The sequence below is a fragment of the uncultured Porticoccus sp. genome (genome assembly GCF_913061305.1).
Lineage (GTDB): Bacteria > Pseudomonadota > Gammaproteobacteria > Pseudomonadales > Porticoccaceae > Porticoccus.
Genome location: NZ_CAJXST010000004.1, coordinates 211,110 through 231,842, shown reverse-complemented (window position 1 = coordinate 231,842; position 20,733 = coordinate 211,110). Strand labels below are relative to the sequence as shown.

Here is a 20,733-nt window from a genome sequence, read left to right as displayed (position 1 = left end):
ACTGTGCGTCAAAGCCTGCTAGGCTCCATTTTCGAATAATGATAAGAACCCGCCTATGAATCCGATGCTGTGGCTCGGCCAGTTTCGCCTGTTAGCTCTGCTTGCCGGCCCCCTGCTGGGCATACTGGTATTCACGGTGGTCCCCGACCAGACTCTCTCCCTGAATGACAACCTGATTGTGCTCGGCACGGCGGGCAGGGCCACTGCCGGCCTGGCCGCCTGGATGGCGGTCTGGTGGCTGACGGAAGCCATTTCCATCTATGCGACGGCACTATTGCCACTCGCCTTGCTGCCTTTGGTCGGAGCCAGTGACATCAATGCCACCGCCAAAGCCTATGCCCACCCGATGATTTTCCTGTTTCTGGGGGGATTTATCCTGGCATTGGCATTGGAACGGTGGCATTTACACCGCCGCTTCGCCTTTACGATATTGCGGCTGGTGGGCACCAAACCGGCAACCCTGGTCGGCGGTTTCATGTTTATCTCTGCCACCATGAGCATGTGGATCACCAACACAGCCACCGTACTGGTGATGTTGCCGATACTGCTCAGCATTATCCAGCTGCTCGACAAAAGTGCGCCAAACCGTGAAAACTTCAGTCTCTGCCTGCTTTTGGGGGTAGCCTATGCGGCATCCATAGGCGGCGTAGGCACCATTGTCGGCACAGTGCCAAATATGTTTACCGTCTCGTTTATCCAGAGTGAGCTCGGTATCGAGATCAGTTTTACCCGCTGGCTCAGCATCGGCCTACCGCTGGTGGTGATCTTTGTACCACTCACCTGGTGGCTGCTGACCCACTGCATATACCCACCGGGTAAAACACCCATCGACGGTAAATTTCTCCACGAACCCACCGAGCCATGGACCCTTGGCGCAAAATTAACCCTGACTATTTTTTCGCTGACAGCCCTGGGGTGGGTTGCCCGGCCACTGCTGACAAAACTGCCATGGCTGAATGGACTGAGTGATACCGGCGTGGCCATTCTCGCCACCCTGTTACTATTCACCATTCCGGTAAACCTGAAAGAACGTGAATTTTTGATGGACTGGGATACCGCAATGCGGGTGCCCTGGGGCGTGTTACTGCTATTTGGTGGCGGCCTGGCACTGGCGGGCGCTATCAGCAGCACCGGGGTCGGGGAACTGCTGGCACTGCAACTGGCGGAAGTGCAGGGCTTTCCGCCACTAGTGATGACACTGCTGGTGGTGACGCTGGTTATTTTCCTGACCGAGTTGACCAGTAATACGGCCACCACTACCACACTGGTGCCCATCTTTGCGGCGATGGCTATTGGGTTGGGCATCGACCCACTGGCCATCATTATTCCGGCCACCATTGCCGCCAGTTTTGCCTTTATGCTGCCAGTGGCCACGCCACCGAATGCCATTGTGTTCAGCGCCAACATTATCCGTATTCCACAAATGGCCAAAGCCGGATTCTGGATCAATCTATGCGGCGCCCTGGTCATTACGCTGACCCTGCACCTGACATTGAAAACCGGCCTGATTGGTTAACCCAAAACAAGGAGAGGTCCAATGCATATCTGGGTCGATGCCGATGCCTGCCCCAACCCCATCAAGGAAATCCTGTTTCGGGCAGCACAACGCTGTCAGGTTCCGTTGACATTGGTTGCCAACCACCTGGTGAAAGTCCCCCCTTCACCATTAATCAAGGCGCGGCAGGTAGCAAGCGGATTTGATGTGGCGGATAACTATATCGCGCAACAGGTTCTGCCTGGCGATATTGTGATCACCGGGGATATTCCACTGGCGGCGGAAGCTGTTGACAAGGGTGCGCAGGTTATCGGCCCCAGAGGGGAACACTTTACCCCGGCCAATATTCGCCAGCGGCTGGCCATGCGCAACCTGATGGAAGAATTGCGCAATACGGGCGAGGTCAAAGGTGGCCCCGGCAGCCTCGGTCATACCGAGCGCCAGCAGTTTGCCAATGTGCTGGACAGGCTGCTGGAGGCGAGACCGAAATAGTTTATATCCACCTGCCCGAGATGGGAAAAATCTTTATCCCTCATAGCGATACGCGTATACTTACGCCCCTATTTTCATCCGGCCTACGGCCATACAGGCGTATTTATGTCTTCCCCCGATTTTGCATCACTGGGCATCTCCAAACCAGTGCTCCAGGCTGTTCAGGAACTCGGTTATGAACAGCCTTCCCCCATTCAGGCCCAGAGTATTCCGATACTGCTGGAAGGTGCCAACCTGCTCGGTATCGCACAAACCGGCACCGGCAAAACCGCAGCCTTTGCATTACCACTACTGAGCCGTCTGGATAGCAGCCAGTCCGCACCACAGATACTGGTGCTGGCCCCTACACGGGAACTGGCCATTCAGGTTGCCGAGGCCTTCCAGACATACGCCCGCCACCTGAAAAACTTCCACGTGTTGCCCATTTATGGTGGCCAGGACATGCGCGGACAATTGCGTGGATTGCAGCGCGGGGTGCAGGTGATTGTCGGTACACCAGGGCGTATTCTGGATCACTTACGGCGTCGCAGCCTGGATCTGAGCAAGCTCCGCGCACTGGTGCTGGACGAAGCGGATGAAATGCTGCGCATGGGCTTTATTGACGATGTCGAAACCATTCTGGCGGAAACCCCTTCCACCTGTCAGCGCGCACTGTTTTCGGCCACCATGCCCCCGGCTATTCGCCGTGTGGTGAAGAAATACCTCGGCGATGCCAGGGAAGTCAGTATCGCCGCCAAAACCCGTACCGTAGAGCGGATCAGTCAACGCTACCTGATGGTACAGGGTCGCCATAAACTGGATGCCCTCACCCGAATTCTGGAGGTGGAAGAATTTGATGGCATGCTGATTTTTGTGCGCACCAAATCCACCACCGTCGAACTCGCTGAGAAACTGGAAGCGAGAGGATTCTCTGCGGCGGCGCTGAACGGTGATTTGAGTCAGGCCCTGCGTGAGCGCACCGTCAATCGGCTGAAGAAAGGTGATGTCGATATCGTCGTTGCCACGGATGTGGCAGCGCGGGGGCTGGACGTTGATCGCATCAGCCACGTGGTCAACTACGATATTCCCTACGACAATGAATCCTACGTACACCGTATTGGCCGTACCGGTCGCGCCGGTCGCGAGGGCTGTGCGATCCTGTTTGTTGCCCCCAAAGAACGGCATCTGCTGCGCGCCATTGAGAAGTCCACGGGGCAGCAAGTGACGTCAATGGAATTGCCCACCGGTGAAGAAGTGAGCACCCAGCGGGTCCAACAGTTCCAGGAACAGATTCTGCGCAATCTCGATACCCAGGATCTCGACCGTTTTCGTGAGTTGCTGGAAGGGCTGGCGCACGACCGCGAGCTGTCCATGTCTGATATTGCTGCAGCCATGGCATGGCAACTGCAACAGGAACGTCCGCTCTTTCCAAAGTTGGCGTCAATTGAAGTGGCCAGTCACGAAAAATCCATCGGTCGGGACAGAAGACCTGATGCTGCACCCCGTGACCGCGCCCAGAAACGCAAGGAAAGACCCGCCGACAAACGCAAGCAACGCGACGAATTCGGTGAGTTTGAGATGACCACATACCGCATGGAGGTGGGCAAGAGCCACGGTGTTACGCCCGGTGATATCGTCGGCGCCATCGCCAACGAAGCCGACATTGAAAGCCGCTATATCGGCCAGATCAAGCTCTATGACGACCACAGTACAGTTGACCTGCCCGAGGGTATGCCACCTGAACTGCTCAATCACCTGAAGAACAAGGTCAGGGTTTGCCAACAACCGATGAAACTGAGTCCACTCGGTGGTGATAGCGGTCACAGGCCAGCGCCCTCGAAAGGAAAACTGTCACTGAAAACCAAGCCTGGTGGCAAACCACGGGCCAGAAAACCGGAAACCGCCCAAAAACGAAGCGGCCCGCGACCGACGAAAAAGTAAGTTGTTTCACCCCGGACAATCGGGCTAAAAAAAAACCGGGCTAAAAAGCCCGGTTTTTTTGTGCCTGGAAAGACCTCCCGGTTTATACGCCGGGATCAGTCAAGCGACGACGCTGACGGCGCGACGGCATACGCCAGCGAGAGGCAACATACTATGCTGTCCGGACTAGGCAGATACCCCGTCGTAGGGATACATCACAACATTGGTTACCTTCCAGGTCTTATCGTCCTGCTGCCGAAGGGTATAAATAATCTGCCATAGTTGGCGATGGAGGTCAGTGACAATCAGCTCCTGGTAAACAAGGCCTTCCGAGAGAGTATTTCTGCCAAACAAATAGGATACAGGCCGGTAGAGCGGCATGTATTGACTCCGCACCATCTCGATAAACATCTGGACCGACGGAAATGCCTGCCTGACATTCGGCGCAGCAAAAGAGTAGGCGGTACTGTAGTCATCGGTTTTAAAAGCCGAGATCTGGCCATCAATCACCTGTTGCACGGACTGCTGATCCGATTCACTCAACAGGTTCTCCTTGGCCGCGACAGCCGGGGACAGGAACAGAGCCATGAAGACAGCAAGGACAGAACTGCAGAAAATCAGGTGAAAGCGTCGAATTACCATAACGGTTTCTCTGGTCGCTTGAACGGGCCAAATACGACACACCGTAATTGGCACATAACTCAGAGTTTAGAACCCGGTATGGGCGATCAGTTCCAAACCGTTGCCGAGCTCAACCCGGGTGAGGAAAGAGAGCGTTTTGGTGACGCCTCGACAGGCTTACAGCAGCAACCGGCGCATATCGGCAATCACATCAACGAGACAGGTAAAGAAACGGCCGCAATCGGCGCCATTCACAATGCGGTGATCGTAGGAAACACTCAGCGGCAACATCAGCTTTGGCTTGAACTCCGCCCCATCCCAGACCGGTTTGATCTGGGATTTTGAAACCCCGAGGATGGCCGCCTCAGGCGCATTCACAATCGGTGTGAAACCATTGCCACCGATCGCTCCCAAACTGGAAATCGTGAAACAGCCTCCCTGCATCTCAGCGGCCGAAAGTTTGCCTTCGCGGGCCTTGACTGCCATCTCATTGACTTCATCGGTCAACTGCCAGAGCCCCTTGCGATCCACATCTCGAATCACCGGCACGACCAGCCCCCGGGGGGTATCAACCGCCACACCGATATGAATATATTTTTTCTCGACAAAATGTTCGCCATCACGGGCGAGAGAGCGATTGAACGAGGGATTGACCGCCAGGGCATGGCCACAGGCCTTGAGCAGAAACGGCAGCAGGGTAAGCCGGGAGTTCTTTTTCTCGGCCTCTGCCTTGAGCGAATGGCGAAAAGCTTCAAGTTCCGTAATATCCGCCTCATCAAATTGCGTAACGTGGGGCACGTTAAGCCAACTGCGCTGCATGTTTGCAGCCGTCAGCTTATGAATTTTTTGCAGCGGCACCATCTCAATCTCGCCAAACCTGGCGAAATCCACCGTGGGTATGGGAGGAATTCCCGCGCCTGTTGCGCCGGTGGCAGCAGCATTTTCTGACTTTGCCACCGCACTTTTGACATACTCGTGCAGATCTTCCTTGAGGATGCGATTGCGCGGTCCGGAACCGGAAACCTTCCGCAAATCGACACCCAGTTCTCGGGCCAGCGCCCGTGAGGCGGGGCCGGCATAAACCTCGGCTGACGCGGCATCACCTATTTTCGACGCCACATCCGGTTCGTCAGACTCTTCCACAGTCACAGGTGCTTCTACCACGTCCGGTTTTGTACCGGAAGACATATCGGTTTCAGAGGATGCTTTGCCAGCAGGTTCGCCCTTTTCCGCAGGACTGAATGCACTGTCCTCGCCTGTCTTTTCATCACGCTTTGCTGTGGTATCGGGTTGATCTGAATCCGACATGGTTTTCATGCGGGCGATCTTGTCTCCAGTGGCAATCTTGTCTCCCACTTTGACCGTTACCCGGATTAACTCCCCGGCAAAGGGTGCCGGCAATTCCATACTAGCCTTATCCGTTTCCACCACCAGGATGCCATCACCTTCGGCCAGTTGGTCACCTGATGCGGCCATTACTTCAATCACTTCAACCGCATCGGCACCGCCGATGTCTGGCACCAGCACATCTTCTTCAACGGCCGGGCTTTTAGCCGCAGCGGACTCGGTCTGATTGCCAGACTTGTTTACAGCTTCAGATTCAGTGACCTTTTCTACACCGTCAGAGGTCTCATTGTTTTCTTCTGGCTGGGCAGCATCGTCCAGTTTGTCAGAAGCAGCTGACTCTTCCGCTGCATCCGTTTCATCCGCTGATTTCTCAATTTCGAGGATGGGGGATCCTTCACTGACCTTGTCCCCCTCCTTGACCAACAGCTTTTTGACCTGACCCGCTTGAGGACTAGGCACGTCCATGGTGGCTTTATCGGATTCCAATACGATGAGGGATTGCTCCAGTGCCACGGTATCACCCACCGCAACACACAGCTCAATGACATCGACCGTATCAGCGCCACCGAGATCGGGTACCAGGATTGTTTCAGAAGTCACAGTTTATTCTCGTTTTCAACAGCACAGTGGATTGGCTTTATCCGGATCAAGACCAAACTCTTTAATGGCCTTGGCAACCAGGGATTTCTCTATTTTTCCTTCATCAGCCAGCGCACCCAGCGCCGCCACCGCAATGAAATAGCGATCAACTTCGAAGAAATGGCGTAGCTTTTCACGGCTATCACTGCGACCGAAGCCATCCGTACCCAGCACATGGTAATTGGCAGGGATAAAGGCGCGAAGCTGTTCGGTGTAGGTTTTGACATAGTCTGTGGCCACCACAACAGGTCCTTTTCTGCCCTGTAATTGCGCAGTGATGTAAGGCACCTTCGACTCGCTCTCGGGATGCATTCGATTCCAGCGTTGAGTCGCCTGCCCATCACGGGCAAGCTGATTGACGCTGGTCAGGCTCCAGATATCCGCTGCCACCTTGAATTTATCCCTGAGGATTACCGCTGCCGCCCGGACTTCATTCAGAATTGCCCCGGCGCCCATAAGCTGAACCTTCAGCTTGGTATTTTTTCCTTCTTCCAACAGGTAAATCCCTTTGATAATACCCTCTTCAGTCCCCTTTGGCATGGCGGGCTGTTCATAATTTTCGTTCATGGTCGTGATGTAGTAAAAGCAGTTTTCCCGGTCCTGATACATCGCCCGCAAGCCGTCCTGAATAATCACCACCAGCTCATAGCCATACGCCGGATCATAGGTTCGACAGTTCGGCACGGTGTTGGCCAGCAGGTGGCTGTGCCCGTCCTGATGCTGCAGGCCCTCACCATTCAACGTCGTCCGCCCCGAGGTCGCACCGATCAGGAATCCCCGCGCCTGCATATCGCCTGCAGCCCAGGCAAAGTCGCCGATGCGCTGAAAGCCGAACATGGAATAAAACACATAGAAGGGGATCATGGGGCAATCGTAATTGCTGTAGGCCGTCGCCAGTGCAATCCATGCGGAAAATGCGCCGGCTTCGGTTATCCCCTCTTCAAGAATCTGGCCGCGCTTGTCCTCCTTGTAGTACATGATCTGGTCGCGATCCTGGGGCACATACTTCTGGCCCGCGGAGGAGTAGATGCCCAGCTGCCGGAACATGCCTTCCATACCGAAGGTGCGCGCTTCATCGGGGACAATGGGGACAATCCGCTCACCGATTTTTTTGTCCTTGACCAACATGCCGAGCTGCCGCACAAAGGCCATGGTGGTGGATATCTTGCGATCCCCGCTGCCCTCAAGCAACTTGTTGAAGTCCTCCAGTGCGGGTATCTCAAGTGATGCGAAATCTGCCCGCCGGGAGGGCACCGCCCCCCCCAGCGACTCGCGTCGCTTCTTCATATACATCATTTCAGGACTGTCTTCCGGTGGCCGGTAATAGGGCACCTTTTCCAGGTCGTCATCCGCAATCGGGATTCCGAAACGATCGCGGAAATGTTTGAGCCCTTCCAGATCAAGCTTCTTGATGGAGTGGGTATCATTGGACGCTTCGCCCACACCCATCCCGTAACCTTTCACCGTTTTTGCCAGAATCACGGTGGGCTGGCCTTTGTGGGCCATCGCCTCGGCATAGGCGGCATAAACCTTGTAGGGATCGTGCCCACCGCGGTTCAGATACATGATGTCCCGGTCGCTGAGGTCTTCAACCAGTGACTTCAGCTCCGGATAAGCCCCAAAAAAATGTTCCCGGGTATAGGCGCCACCGTTGTGTTTGTAGTTCTGGTAATCGCCATCACAGGTTTCGTCCATCCGTTGCTGCAACAAGCCCGTCTGGTCCTTCTCAAACAATGGATCCCAGAGACGACCCCAGACGACCTTGATGACGTTCCAGCCCGCTCCGCGGAAGACGCCTTCAAGCTCCTGAATGATCTTGCCATTACCGCGCACCGGCCCATCCAGACGCTGCAAGTTACAGTTCACCACAAAAGTCAGATTTTCCAGCTGCTCCCTGCCGGCAAGGGAAATAGCACCCAGGGTTTCCGGCTCGTCGCACTCGCCATCGCCGAGGAATGCCCACACCTTTCGATTACCTCGCGGAGACATGCCACGCGCCGACATGTAGCGCATCACATGTGCCTGGTATATCGCCTGCAGTGGACCAAGCCCCATGGAAACGGTGGGAAATTGCCAATAATCAGGCATCAGCCAGGGATGGGGGTAAGATGAGAGCCCCTTGCCATCCACCTCTCGCCGAAAATTATCCAGGGTATCTTCATCGAAACGCCCCTCCAGATAAGAGCGGGCGTAAATTCCCGGTGCACTGTGACCCTGAAAATAGATCAGGTCGCCCTGCTCTTCGCCCTGGTTACCCCGAAAAAAATAGTTGAAGCCAATATCGTAGAGCGTGGCCGAAGAGGCGAAGGAAGCAATATGACCACCAATACCCTCGTCGGGGTCTTTGTTGGCCCGCATCACCATCGCCAGTGCATTCCAGCGGATGATCGAGCGAATCCGGCGCTCCATGAAGAGGTCGCCGGGCATACGTTTTTCACGTATAACCGGGATCGTATTTCTGTAGGGGGTGACAATGGCTGGCGGCATGCCGACCCCGGTGGAGGTAGCTCGATCCAGCAATTTCTGAAGCAGATAAGCTGCCCGCTCCGGGCCCTGAAACTTCAATACGGAATCCAGCGATTCGAGCCACTCCCGGGTTTCGACGGGATCCATATCGTCTTGCATGATCGATACCTTTCTTTTTTATGATGACTGGCAACTTGATCAGTCGGGCAACCAAAAACACCGCTAACCCGACTATCAAGCCATTCCGTGTAGTTTATCTACCAAAAAATACTTATTCAACCACAAAGACAAAGGCGGCTAACCGGCAACCCCCTCCATAAAAACTTCAACTATATGAAAAATATAATATTATTATTTTTTCTCCAGAAAAAAATAAATAGTTTTATTACATTTTACTGGGCAATTGGTAGACATCCCGTTCTTTAGCCAGCCCAGCCCCCGACATAAAATCCCCTGCCGAAGTATCGACCTGCATTGAAAAACCCGCCGCGACAACGACGGCCCTATAGGCTTCCAGCATTTGCGCATGGGTCAGAGCCTGGACTTCTGCAATCAATTGTTGGCGCATATCAAACCGATAATCCCTCAGGTCAATGCTAGCCCAGAATCGCCCACTCTGCTCCGCGAGGCTTTTCGGTCTCTCCGTCAGACCCGTGAGAATAGAAGCGCGATGGCGCTCAAATTGATCAGCCGGCATTGCCGCCAACTGCTCTGCAAATGTATCGAGAAACTGATCAATGGCCTGCTCAAGTCGAGACAGTGGTGCCGATGGAGACTGTACCAGCAGCCCAAATCCCGGCACCCGATCCAGGCCCTGATCCACCGCCGCAACGACATATCCCAGCTGCTGCTCGGTACGCAGTTCGTGAAAGAACGGGGATTTGATCAGCTGCCGCAGAAACATAAAGCGGGCTGCTTCCGCCACCGAGTCATCGCGACCCTGATAGTAACGGAGAATCCCCGCATCCTTGTGCGGAATGGACATGGGTGCTTTAATTTTTTCCCCGGGGGCCACCTTGGCAATACCCCTCGGCAACCAGTCAGCCGGATTGCCGGATGCCAACTGTTCCGACAGTGACTGCGCCAACACTTTTACCTCTTTCGCCTCCAGGTTGCCACTGGCCAGCAACTCCAGCGAAGCCCCGTTAAAAATCGTTTTCACATACTGCCGGAAGGCGCTGAAATCAAGATTCTCCAGCTCATCGGCCAGTCGCGCTGGTTGCCATGCAGTGGTATTGAGCAACAAACCGGGTTCGCGCATCAGCTGGATATAGGGCGTGTCCTTAGTGCTATTGCGCCATTTTCGAATCAGCTCCTGGCGCAACAATTCAAGTCGCTCATCCGCCAGATCAGTAGTTAGCAGAGCCTCCACAACAGCAGCTGATAACACCGACAGCTTGTCGTCAAAACCACTGATCATGAAACCCAGCCCATCTGGCCGGCGATTGATGCCATAGCGCAAGCCGGCCAAGGCCGCCTCATAACTGGTTTCATTCAATGAATACTCAACCGCCCGCAAGTACAGATCCAGCATTGCGGCATGACGTACCCCTTCTACTGCCGGGGTCTTGACTGCCACATAAAGCTGCGCCTTGGGCACCCGATAAAAATGATCGGCGTAGTGCCACAACCGGTAAGCGGGCTGCTTGACCAACAGCTCGGCCAACCCTGGTTCAGAGGTCTTGTCAGGGTGTTTCAGCGAAAAATGCACGGGAATAAAGGGGTTTTTTCCTGGCAACGCCAGGTCAGTGGCCGCCGCCACAGCCTGCATTTTCGGCAGCGGTTCAACTTTATAAGGCACCTGATAGAGAGCCGTGGTTTGATCTGTTTCAATATCCGGAGCAGCCAGTAACACCATGGCATTGTCCGCAGTCATACGGGATGCCATGTCGGCGATCAGTCCGGCATCAAAAAGATCCATGCGGTAGGGTCCCCGGATCACCTCGGTGTAGGGATATTGATGAAGGCGATTGGCCAGACGGCTCACCCGGTGCACCGGGTCCTCTTGCTCCATGTAGCGAAACTGCATGTCCGCCAACGCACCCTGCTCGTCAAAACGCCACTGGGCAATCCCCTCATCGGCGACCAGATCAATCTGACGGAATACCAGAGACAGCACCTGTTGCCAGTTTGCGTAACCATCCGGTGTCAGACCGACCGTCACACTGAAACTGCTGCCACTGGTATCGGAGATACCCTGGCCCGCCCGCAGGCTCTCGGCCCAGCCCCTGTTTTTCAACAGCCACAACAGGCTGCCCTTACCCTCGTGACCAATCAGATTGCCAAGGTAGGCGAGCGGTTGTTCCCGCTGATACTGATCCACTGCCGGCAGGGGAAAGGTGATGGACAACTCCCGCATCTCGCGAACGGGTTGAACAGAAACCAGCTTCGGCGGTTCACCCGGTTTCAATAGTGGCTTGCCATGCTTCGGCTGCCGACTGGCATGGTTGGGCACATTGGCAAAACGGTCTCTGACCATGGCTTCCAGCCGGTCCAGGGGCTGTGGCGCCAAAACCACGAGGGCCATCCGGTTGGCAGAATAGTGCGCCTTGTAAAAAGAGAGCAGGTCCTCGCGCAGCTGACCTTTTTCATCCGCCAGCGTATCCAGATTACCGACGCTGAACTTGGCTGCCGGATGCACCGGGTTGACAACCTGACTGTAGACATCCATCTGGCGGCGGTAATCATCCTTGATGCGAGCCTTGTACTCCGAATGCACTGCGTTCTTTTCACGCTCTACGTAATCGGCATTAAACAGTGGCTCGACAAAAAAGCGGGAAAACCGGTCCAGCGCCGGCTCAAAATGCGCCGGATCAATATCAAAAAAATAGTTGGTGTGCTCGAAAGACGTGTAGGCATTGTGTTGCCCACCGTGCTGGCCGATAAATGCCTGATACTCATCGGGCTCGGGGTATTTGTCCGTACCGAGAAACAGCATATGCTCGAGAAAATGCGCCAAACCCTGACGTTGGACGGGATCATGTGAACTGCCCACGAAGACATCCAGTGCCGCCGCCGCCTTGTCCGCATCGGGATCGGAGACAAGCAACACCTCAAGTGCATTGGGCAATGTCAGGTGACGATAGGCAGACTGATCATTTTCACTGCGAACAATATCGCTGGAGGACTGGGGGGAAGAAGGGGTTACCTCACTGTAAACTCCGGCAACAAAAAACAGACAGACAAATACAACAACAAGTCTTTTCATGGAATTCCATCTTATGGGTAAAGTTACTCCGACAACGTGTTCGGCAAATCAGTTCGCGGCCAGGCGTTATAAAGTGCCTTGACCAGCGTGGCGAGGGGAATGGCAAAAAACACCCCCCAGAAACCCCACAGCCCCCCAAACACCAGAACCGCGAGAATAATCGCAATGGGGTGAAGATTAACGGCTTCCGAAAACAATAGCGGCACCAACACATTACCATCCAGCGCCTGAATAATCCCGTAACCCACCATCAGCCAAAGCAGCTCCGGGCCAAACCCCCACTGAAAGTAACCCACTGCGGCGATCGGAAATGTGACGATCATCGCACCGATATAGGGTATCACTACAGATAACCCCACCAGGAGCCCCAGCAAAGCAGCATATTGCAAGCCCATAAAAAGGAAAAAAACATAGCTGACCAACCCGACTACCAATATTTCAATAGCCTTGCCGCGCACATAGTTGGCCATTTGCAGGTTCATCTCATGCCAGATTCGCCACATGACAGGCCGCTCCTGGGGCAGCATAGAGGCGAGCAGATCCAACAGCTCATCCTTGTCTTTCAGCATAAAAAATACCAGCAGTGGAACCAGCACCAGATAGACCATCATGATGACCAGGCTGGGAAAAGTGCTGAAAGAAAAACTCACCAACCGCTCTGCCATACTCGCCACTTCCTTTGACGCTTGTCCCAACAACTCTTTCAGCTGAGACTCTGAAATGAGATGTGGATACTCCTCGGGAAGCAACAGCAGGACATTTTGCCAGTGCCGTATCATGTCCGGAATTTCACTGGCAAGATTGGCGGCCTGGCGCCCGATCAACGGCAGGACAACGATCAGGATCGTGAGGAATACGCCGACAAACAGCAGGAACACCAGCACCACAGCAACCAGACGGGGCAGCCGCCACCTAACAAGACGATTCACACCGCCCTGGAGCAGGAAAGCAAAAATAATGGCTGCGACAAAAGGGGCCAGAATCTGGCCAAAAGTGACCATAACGATCAATGCGATCACCAGCATCAAAGCCAGCAATACCGCTTCTTCTTCACCGAAATAGCGGTCGACCCAAGTGCCAAGCACTCTCCACATAACATTTTCCTGTCAAGACAATTAAAAAGGTTACAAAAATCAGATTACGAAATCGTTACTATTGCACCAAGTACTGTTGAAACCACCTGCAATGCGGTCGGTTTTTTCAGATGAAAACGCACGAATCCGCATGAATTAGGTCATAGAGTTGCGTTACTATCCAGAGAAATTGTCACCCTCTCACATATCACTTTCACGTATTAATGGATGTTCAAGCAGTGCACACAGGCTCCATCATGTTTTTCCTGAACCGGTTAATGCTGACCGCGCTGTTGATCGCGCCGGCACACAGCGCCAATATTGAGTTGCCAGCGCTGGGTGATACCGCCTCGGCCATTATCTCACAGCAACAGGAATTTGAACTCGGGCAGGCCTGGCTGCGAGCCTACCGCAGCAGGATCTCCGAATACAACGATCCCCAACTGTATGATTACCTGGAGGAACTACTCTACCAACTCGCCGCCCACAGTGAATTAAAGGACCACCGCCTGTCACTGGTGACGATCAATAATCCATCAATGAACGCCTTCGCGGTTCCGGGTGGCGTTATTGGCGTACACACGGGGCTGTTCCGCTACGCCAAGACCGAACACCAGATCGCGTCCGTGCTGGCCCATGAGCTGGCTCACCTCAGCCAACGACATTTTGCCCGGCGGGTCGAACAACAGCGCAAGAACGCGACCACCACGATGGCTGCCATGCTGGCCAGCCTCGTGATTGCCGCCACCGTAGGCGGTGATGCCGGGATGGCCGCGATGACCGCCAGCCAGGCGCACAGCATGGAAAATGCCATGCGATACAGCCGCCAAAATGAACAAGAGGCCGACCGGCTCGGCATCCAGACAATTTATGCCGCTGGTATGGACCCGAAAGGTGTCCCCGCCATGTTCGAGCAAATGCTGCGAGCAACCCGCTACACCGGCAGCAAGCCGCCAGAATTCCTGCTCACTCACCCACTGACGGAAAACCGCGTTGCTGACGCCAAAAACCGCGTCAGTCAATTTCCGTTAAAACATTACTCTGATAATGTTGAATATCACCTGATGCGTGCCCGGGCTCTGTTTGCCATCGAAAAAAATGCGGCGGCATCGCTCAACCGCTTCAGTAGCGAACTGGAAGGCGACAGCCTCAACAAGGATGCCTCTCGTTACGGCCTGGTTTTGGCTCACATGGGACTGGGCAACTTCGATGATGCAAGAAAAAACCTCAGCCAGTTAATCAGCTCATCGCCCGACAGACTCACCTATCTACTGGCTGATATCGAAATTGACCGCCGGGAAGGGAAATATATTTCGGCCATTGAGAAGGCACAAAATCTTTTGCGCCACAATTCGAAAAGTTATGCGCTCAGGATGATGCTGGCCGAAGTTTACCTCAAGGCCAACCAGTTCACCGAATCTGAAAAAGTGCTTGAAGAGCTGGCCCAACGCTACCCCGATCGACCCTACATCTGGTTTCAGCTGGCGGAAGTCAGTGGTCTGGCAGGTGATATCGCCGGGGTGCACAAGGCCCGCGCACAATATTTTATTCTCAACGGGGTATTTGACAAGGCCAGAGAACAACTGGGTTATGCCCGAAAGCTGCTGATTCACGATTATCAGGAGACCGCCATTATTGACCAGCAGTTGAGAGATCTGGCCGATTTGCAGGAGAAGATGAAAAACTTCTAGGCTTGGCAGCTACAAGTCAGGCAGTCTGCCCGGCGCTACTACAGAGGGTTACAACTCGGCCAACTGCTGCTCGCGAAATGCCAGCATCCGCTGCAGCGACACCATTGCGCGCCGGCCAACCGCTGGATCCACATGAATCTCGTTGCTACCGCGCTCAAGGGATTCCATCAGGTTCTCCAGGTGATTCATTGCCATCCAGGGACAGTGGGCACAGCTGCGACAGGTGGCTCCCTCACCGGCAGTGGGCGCAATAATCAACTCTTTATCCGGCGCCGCCTGCTGCATCTTGTAAAAAATACCGCTATCCGTGGCAACAATCATCTGCTGGTTCGGCAGCGTTCTGGCAGCCTCGATCAGCTGCGAGGTAGATCCCACCACATCGGCAATGGCCACCATGGCCTCCGGGGACTCCGGGTGAACCAGAATGGCTGCATCGGGGAAGAGCTGCTTGATGCTGAGCACCCCCCGGGCCTTGAATTCTTCATGAACAATACAACTGCCATCCCACAACAGCATGTCCGCACCGGTTTTTTTCTGCACGTAGCTGCCGAGATACTTATCAGGTGCCCATAGAACCTTCTCTCCACAGCTATCCAGGTAATCCACCACGTCCAGCGCAATACTGGACGTCACCACCCAGTCGGCACGCGCCTTTACCTCCGCCGAGGTGTTCGCGTAAACCACCACCGTGCGATCTGGGTTTTCATCACAGAAATCATTGAAATCATCCGCAGGACAGCCAATATCCAGAGAACAGGTTGCTTCCAGGGTAGGCATCAGTACCGTTTTTTCCGGATTCAGGATCTTTGCGGTTTCACCCATAAACCTGACGCCGGCCACGATCAGCGTGGCAGCCGGGTGATCATGCCCAAAACGGGCCATCTCCAGAGAGTCCGATACCAGCCCACCCGTCTCTTCAGCTAAAGACTGAATCACCGGATCCGTGTAGTAATGTGCCACGATAACCGCATTGCGTTCCTTCAACAGCCGTTTGATCGAAGTCCGATATGCGGCCTCTTGCTCTGGCGTGTAGCGAGGCTCCTCGTGCAATTTGCCCAGATAGTGCTCGACCACCTCACGGTGATCAGAATCGCTGGCAATATGGAGTTTCGATGGATGCGTCATAAAAAACCGGAATAAGTGCAGTGCTACGCAAGAATTTTACCATAAATACCAGGATCCTCCGCCGCCAATTTATTTCAGTGTGTTCTATGAATGTGACCCTGACAAACAGCCGCCGTTCACGACCCGAATCCGCAGGCCCGCTTAAAATAGTGCAGCATCACCACTCCGCCACCTCGAGTCGAGAATTACTACGGCCTGCACTGCACGCACCTCAACCAGCCCTACGCGCAGACACAAAAAAGCCGGGACAAGCCCGGCATTTCTGTATTTGGTGGGTCGTGCTGGATTGACTCAAAACAGTTTGTCACTGTTTTGACCCCTTAAGGGCTTCGCGGCCTGCAGCCGCTCGGTCCAAACTCCTGACGGAGTTTGTCGAACCACGCTTTAACGAACGAAGCCACAACAAATCGCCTACAAATAAAAAGGCCACCCCATTGGGGTGGCCTTTTTATTTGTTTGGTGGGTCGTGCTGGATTCGAACCAGCGACCAATTGGTTAAAAGCCAACTGCTCTACCAACTGAGCTAACGACCCTCAGAAGAGGCGCATATCTTACTTATGGGGAGTCAAAAATCAAGTGTTTATTCTGTGCCGATATAACGGGTGGGATCTGGCAACCCGGCTTCCTGAAATCCCGATATTCTTAACCGGCAACTATCGCATCGGCCACAGGCAAAACCTCGCTCGTTCGCCTGATAGCAGGAGACTGTTTCCGCATAATCAACGCCCGCCAACGTGCCCTGAAGGATAATTTCTGCTTTGGTGAGATTGATCAACGGTTTGTTGATTCGCAGGTAATGCCCTTCAATCCCTGATTTAGTGGCGAGGTTGGCCATTTTTTCAAAGGCTTCGATGTAGTCGGGACGACAGTCCGGATAACCGGAATAATCCACCGCGTTGACCCCGATGAAAATATCCTGGGCACCCAGCACCTCTGCCCAACCCAGCGCAATGGAGAGAAATACCGTATTGCGGGCCGGCACGTAAGTCACGGGAATGCCGCTGGTCTGCTCCTCTGGCACATCAATACGGTCATCGGTCAGGGCAGAGCCGCCAATAGCCCTCAGGTCCAACTTAATAACCTTGTGCTCCTCGGCACCCAGCTGTTCAGAACAGCGCCGGGCGGCAACCAGTTCTGCCTGGGCCCGCTGCCCGTAATCAAAGCTCAGGGTATAGCAGCTGAATCCCTGACTTTTTGCCAGCGCCAGCACCGTCGTAGAGTCCAGGCCGCCGGATACCAGCACCACGGCCCTGTTATTTTCGTTCTCAGTCATTCAGTGTCCCGGGGCATCTTTCCACAACAGTTTATGCAATTGAAGCTGAAACCTGACCGGCAACCTGTCATTCAGCACCCACTCTGCCAGCTCGGTGGCATCTTGCTGGCCGAAACTCGGAGAAAAGAGGATGTCAGTGACACAGCCCGGCAGATCGAATTCATCAAGCTTCATCCGGGCCCATTCGTAGTCCTGCCTGTCACAGATCACAAACTTAATCTGATCGGAGGGTTTCAGGTAAGCAATATTTTCATACAGGTTGCGATTGACCTCACCAGAGGCGGGGGTTTTCAGATCCATCACCTTGATCACTCTGGGGTCCACCTCGGCCAGGGATAACGCACCCGCTGTTTCCAGGCTCACTTGGTACCCCTTATCACAAAGCGCGGTCAACAGCGGCAGGCAGGACTTCTGGGCCAGCGGTTCGCCACCGGTGACACACACCCGCGAAGCCTTAAAAGTACTCACTTCATCCAAAACCTGCTCGATTGAGCGCCGCTCGCCACCGTAGAAAGCATATTCCGTGTCGCAATAATGACAACGCAACGGACAACCGGTCAGTCGCACGAAAACCGTCGGCAGGCCAACCGTGGACGACTCACCCTGGAGAGAATAAAAAATTTCAGTAATGCGGACAGACGTTGGGTTCATGGGAGGTACTGCATGTCATCAATGCCGCAGTTTAACCGACATTTGCAAAATCAGAAGGTCTGACCGATTAAAAGTGTTGATCCAGATAGCGTTTTGCCAGGGTCGCCGCGTTATCATTGCCTGCAGCGGAGGTCTCCAACAGGGATTTAGCCTTCGCTTTATCACCCATCAGGAAATACACCTGGCCGAGCTTGAAGGCGGCGTCGGAGGCCTTACGGTTCGCCGGATACTGTTCTACCACAGCAGAGAAAGCCTGACGGGCAGCATCCAGATCATTTTGTAGCAGATAAATTTCACCTAACCAGTAATGCGCATTGGCCACCAGCTTGCCATCCGGATAATCGGAGAGATGTTTTTTGAAAAGAGCAATGGCGTCTTCGGTCTTACCCGCTTTTAACTGGTTGTAGGCATTGTTGTAGTGCTTTGCTTCATCCGTGCCGGAATTGACACTTTCGGCAGCGGGACTGTTAGCAGAGGGGCTCTCAGCTGAAGGGCCATCAGCCCGGTTTGGGGTGGGGGTCACCGACGAGTCACCGGCTGCAATAGCACTGAGCCGCCGATCGAGGTCCATGTAGTCATCCAGCTGACGGGATTTTAACTGACGGATTTCGTGGCTCAACTCTTCCACCATACCCCGCAGGGTTCGGACTTCCTCCTGCAACATTTGCATCTGGTATTGAGCGCCCCCATTAAAGGCGGATGTCTGAGCGGGTTCGGCAGGTGGGACAGGGACGACCCTGGGAGAGGTATCTTGCGACTGTCTGCCAAGTTCAGAGACGGGCGCAGCGGCAAAACCAACAATGGGCAGGAGAGAGAAAAGAATAATACCAACTGCAGTCACACGCATGGAGATATCCTCTACCAATGGCACGGGAAAACGCTACACGAGAAAGGCAAACGTCCGGTGTTTGAACACCGGACGTTTGCTAAAAACAGCAAAGGCGCCTGCGGCGCGATTACTTCATTTCTACGCGACGATTCAACGCCCAGGCAGTTTCATTGCTATCCAGGGAAGCAGGGCTTTCCTCACCATAGCTGATCACTTCCAGCAAATTGCCATTCACACCCTCGGAAATCAGGAAATCGCGAACGGCATTGGCGCGACGCTCACCGAGCGCCATGTTGTATTCGCGTGTTCCACGCTCATCGGCATGACCTTCCAGACGAACATTGACCGGATTGGCATGCAACCATTCGGCATGGAGACGCAACGCAGCGGTAGATTCAGCATTGAGAACCGCGCGATCAAACTCGAAGTAGAATACCCGTGGCACAGCGGTATCTGTACCCAGTGTCGTAGCAGTAACGCCTTCAGTCGATACTGAACCTGTAGACACCTGGCTGCTTGGCACTGACGTGCCGGCACCCGCTGTATCTGTTTCAGTACCGGTCGATGAACAGCCCGATAACAGCGCCATCACAACGGTAACCAAAGCGCCGTATTTGAGCAGTTGATTTTTCATTTTTTTCTCCTGTAACTAAATGTAGCTTGTTTATTTTGGTGACCAGGCAGGCTCTCGGACATCGCCGACAGTTGCTGGCAGTAAAAATTTCACACCCGCATCCAGCGAAACAGCTGCCAGTACTCCCTTGCTGCCCTGCTTGGTTGCGTAAATTAACATAGCACCATTCGGGGCAACTGTAGGGGATTCATCCAGATACGTTTGTGTTAAAACTCTCAGGTCGCCCGTAACCAGGTCCTGAGAGGCGATATGAAAATCGCCTTTATCGCGGTGCACCATAACTAAAGTGCGCCCATCAGGAGCAAGTCTTGGTCTGGCATTGTACGACCCTGTAAAGGTTAAGCGTTCTACCTGCCCGCTGGCAATGGTTAACTTATAAATTTGTGGCGCTCCGCCCCTATCTGAGGTGAAAACGAGCGATTTTCCGTCCGGCATCCAGTTTGGTTCGGTATCAATCGCAAAATGGGTGGTCAGGCGCGTAAATTTTCGTGTGATCAAGTCAAATGTATAAAGTTCGGGATTGCCATCTTTTGACAATACCAGAGCCAACTTTCGACCATCGGGTGACCAGGAGGGTGCACCGTTGAGCCCCCGGAAATTGGTCAACTGTTCGCGGGCTGCCGTGGCAAGATTTTGACGAAAAATGGCCGGCCTGCCTGTTTCAAAAGAGACATACACCAACTCCTTGGCATCTGGGGACCAGGCCGGTGACATGATTGGCTCGTCTGATGCCAACAGCAAACGTTCTCTGGCACCATCCGCATCAGACACCATCAGGCGAAATGACATTTTTCCGTTCTTGGGAATAGCGCTCACATAGGCAATGCGGGTAGAGAAGGCACCGGGGATACCGGTGATAGTTTCATACACCTGATCGCTGATGTGGTGGGCGATATCTCGCAACTGTGCAGCCTTTCCATCCACCGCCTTGGTAAACAACTTGCGGCCTCCAGCCATTTCCATAAGGCTGAACGTCACCTTGTAACTACCCCCCTGATCAGTCACGTCGCCAACCACCAGGTATTCTGCACCGAGAACCCGCCAGTCACGCAAGTAGACATCATTCTCACGAGCGGGAAATGACAACATGTTTTGCCGGGATATCGAACTGAACAGGCCACTGCGATCCAGATCCGCCGAAACAATTTTACTGATATCTTCGGGCAACGCCCGACCGCCGAGTGTCATCGGTGAAATGGCGATACGGGTCGGATTGTCGACGCCCTGAGTAATTTCGATGGCGAATTCAGCAGATGCTGATGGCAGCCAGCACGTCACCAGCACACACAC

At 54.1% G+C, this 20,733-nt stretch carries 15 protein-coding genes and 1 tRNA gene; 4 read left to right on the top strand and 12 right to left on the bottom strand.

Annotated features, from left to right (window positions below):
• Positions 1–55 precede the first annotated feature (55 nt).
• From QZ516_RS06515 to QZ516_RS06505, 3 genes are all read left to right on the top strand, one after another.
• On the top strand, positions 56–1,516 hold the full coding sequence (locus tag QZ516_RS06515) for a DASS family sodium-coupled anion symporter (protein ID WP_297187722.1): 1,461 nt from the start codon (positions 56–58) through the stop codon (positions 1,514–1,516).
• 21 nt (positions 1,517–1,537) lie between these two features.
• A complete protein-coding gene (locus tag QZ516_RS06510; protein WP_297187721.1) occupies positions 1,538–1,987 on the top strand; it encodes a YaiI/YqxD family protein in 450 nt (149 codons plus the stop codon).
• A gap of 105 nt (positions 1,988–2,092) precedes the next feature.
• On the top strand, positions 2,093–3,907 hold the full coding sequence (locus tag QZ516_RS06505; protein ID WP_297187720.1) for a DEAD/DEAH box helicase: 1,815 nt from the start codon (positions 2,093–2,095) through the stop codon (positions 3,905–3,907).
• A 165-nt stretch (positions 3,908–4,072) separates the two neighbouring features.
• Here the strand turns inward: QZ516_RS06505 and QZ516_RS06500 are convergent, their stop codons facing one another.
• From QZ516_RS06500 to QZ516_RS06480, 5 genes are all read right to left on the bottom strand, one after another.
• A complete protein-coding gene (locus QZ516_RS06500) occupies positions 4,073–4,528 on the bottom strand; it encodes a DUF4864 domain-containing protein (protein ID WP_297187719.1) in 456 nt (151 codons plus the stop codon).
• A gap of 156 nt (positions 4,529–4,684) precedes the next feature.
• A complete protein-coding gene (gene aceF / locus QZ516_RS06495; RefSeq protein ID WP_297187716.1) occupies positions 4,685–6,454 on the bottom strand; it encodes a dihydrolipoyllysine-residue acetyltransferase in 1,770 nt (589 codons plus the stop codon).
• Positions 6,455–6,469: 15 nt separating this feature from the next.
• On the bottom strand, positions 6,470–9,118 hold the full coding sequence (gene aceE, locus QZ516_RS06490) for a pyruvate dehydrogenase (acetyl-transferring), homodimeric type (RefSeq protein WP_297187714.1): 2,649 nt from the start codon (positions 9,116–9,118) through the stop codon (positions 6,470–6,472).
• Between the two features lie 226 nt (positions 9,119–9,344).
• Positions 9,345–12,167 (bottom strand): insulinase family protein, encoded by a 2,823-nt coding sequence (locus QZ516_RS06485; protein ID WP_297187712.1) that lies wholly within the window; start codon positions 12,165–12,167, stop codon positions 9,345–9,347.
• A 23-nt stretch (positions 12,168–12,190) separates the two neighbouring features.
• The gene (locus QZ516_RS06480) at positions 12,191–13,261 is read right to left on the bottom strand and encodes an AI-2E family transporter (protein ID WP_297187710.1); all 1,071 of its coding nucleotides are present in this window, start codon (positions 13,259–13,261) and stop codon (positions 12,191–12,193) included.
• Between the two features lie 236 nt (positions 13,262–13,497).
• On the opposite strand from QZ516_RS06480, the gene QZ516_RS06475 reads away from it, so the two are divergent.
• A complete protein-coding gene (locus tag QZ516_RS06475; RefSeq protein WP_297187708.1) occupies positions 13,498–14,931 on the top strand; it encodes a M48 family metalloprotease in 1,434 nt (477 codons plus the stop codon).
• Positions 14,932–14,979: 48 nt separating this feature from the next.
• Here the strand turns inward: QZ516_RS06475 and nadA are convergent, their stop codons facing one another.
• From nadA to tolB, 7 genes are all read right to left on the bottom strand, one after another.
• The gene (nadA, locus tag QZ516_RS06470; protein ID WP_297187707.1) at positions 14,980–16,056 is read right to left on the bottom strand and encodes a quinolinate synthase NadA; all 1,077 of its coding nucleotides are present in this window, start codon (positions 16,054–16,056) and stop codon (positions 14,980–14,982) included.
• A gap of 457 nt (positions 16,057–16,513) precedes the next feature.
• A tRNA-Lys gene (locus QZ516_RS06465) sits at positions 16,514–16,589 on the bottom strand.
• Positions 16,590–16,636: 47 nt separating this feature from the next.
• On the bottom strand, positions 16,637–17,329 hold the full coding sequence (gene queC / locus QZ516_RS06460; protein ID WP_297187705.1) for a 7-cyano-7-deazaguanine synthase QueC: 693 nt from the start codon (positions 17,327–17,329) through the stop codon (positions 16,637–16,639).
• A complete protein-coding gene (queE, locus tag QZ516_RS06455; RefSeq protein ID WP_297187703.1) occupies positions 17,330–17,980 on the bottom strand; it encodes a 7-carboxy-7-deazaguanine synthase QueE in 651 nt (216 codons plus the stop codon).
• Between the two features lie 67 nt (positions 17,981–18,047).
• A complete protein-coding gene (locus QZ516_RS06450; RefSeq protein WP_297187701.1) occupies positions 18,048–18,827 on the bottom strand; it encodes a YbgF trimerization domain-containing protein in 780 nt (259 codons plus the stop codon).
• A gap of 109 nt (positions 18,828–18,936) precedes the next feature.
• Complete coding sequence (gene pal / locus QZ516_RS06445) at positions 18,937–19,443, bottom strand: peptidoglycan-associated lipoprotein Pal (protein WP_297187699.1); 507 nt, start codon at positions 19,441–19,443, stop codon at positions 18,937–18,939.
• A gap of 30 nt (positions 19,444–19,473) precedes the next feature.
• Positions 19,474–20,721, bottom strand: coding sequence for a Tol-Pal system beta propeller repeat protein TolB (tolB, locus tag QZ516_RS06440; RefSeq protein WP_297187697.1), 1,248 nt, complete (start codon positions 20,719–20,721; stop codon positions 19,474–19,476).
• Positions 20,722–20,733: the final 12 nt, after the last annotated feature.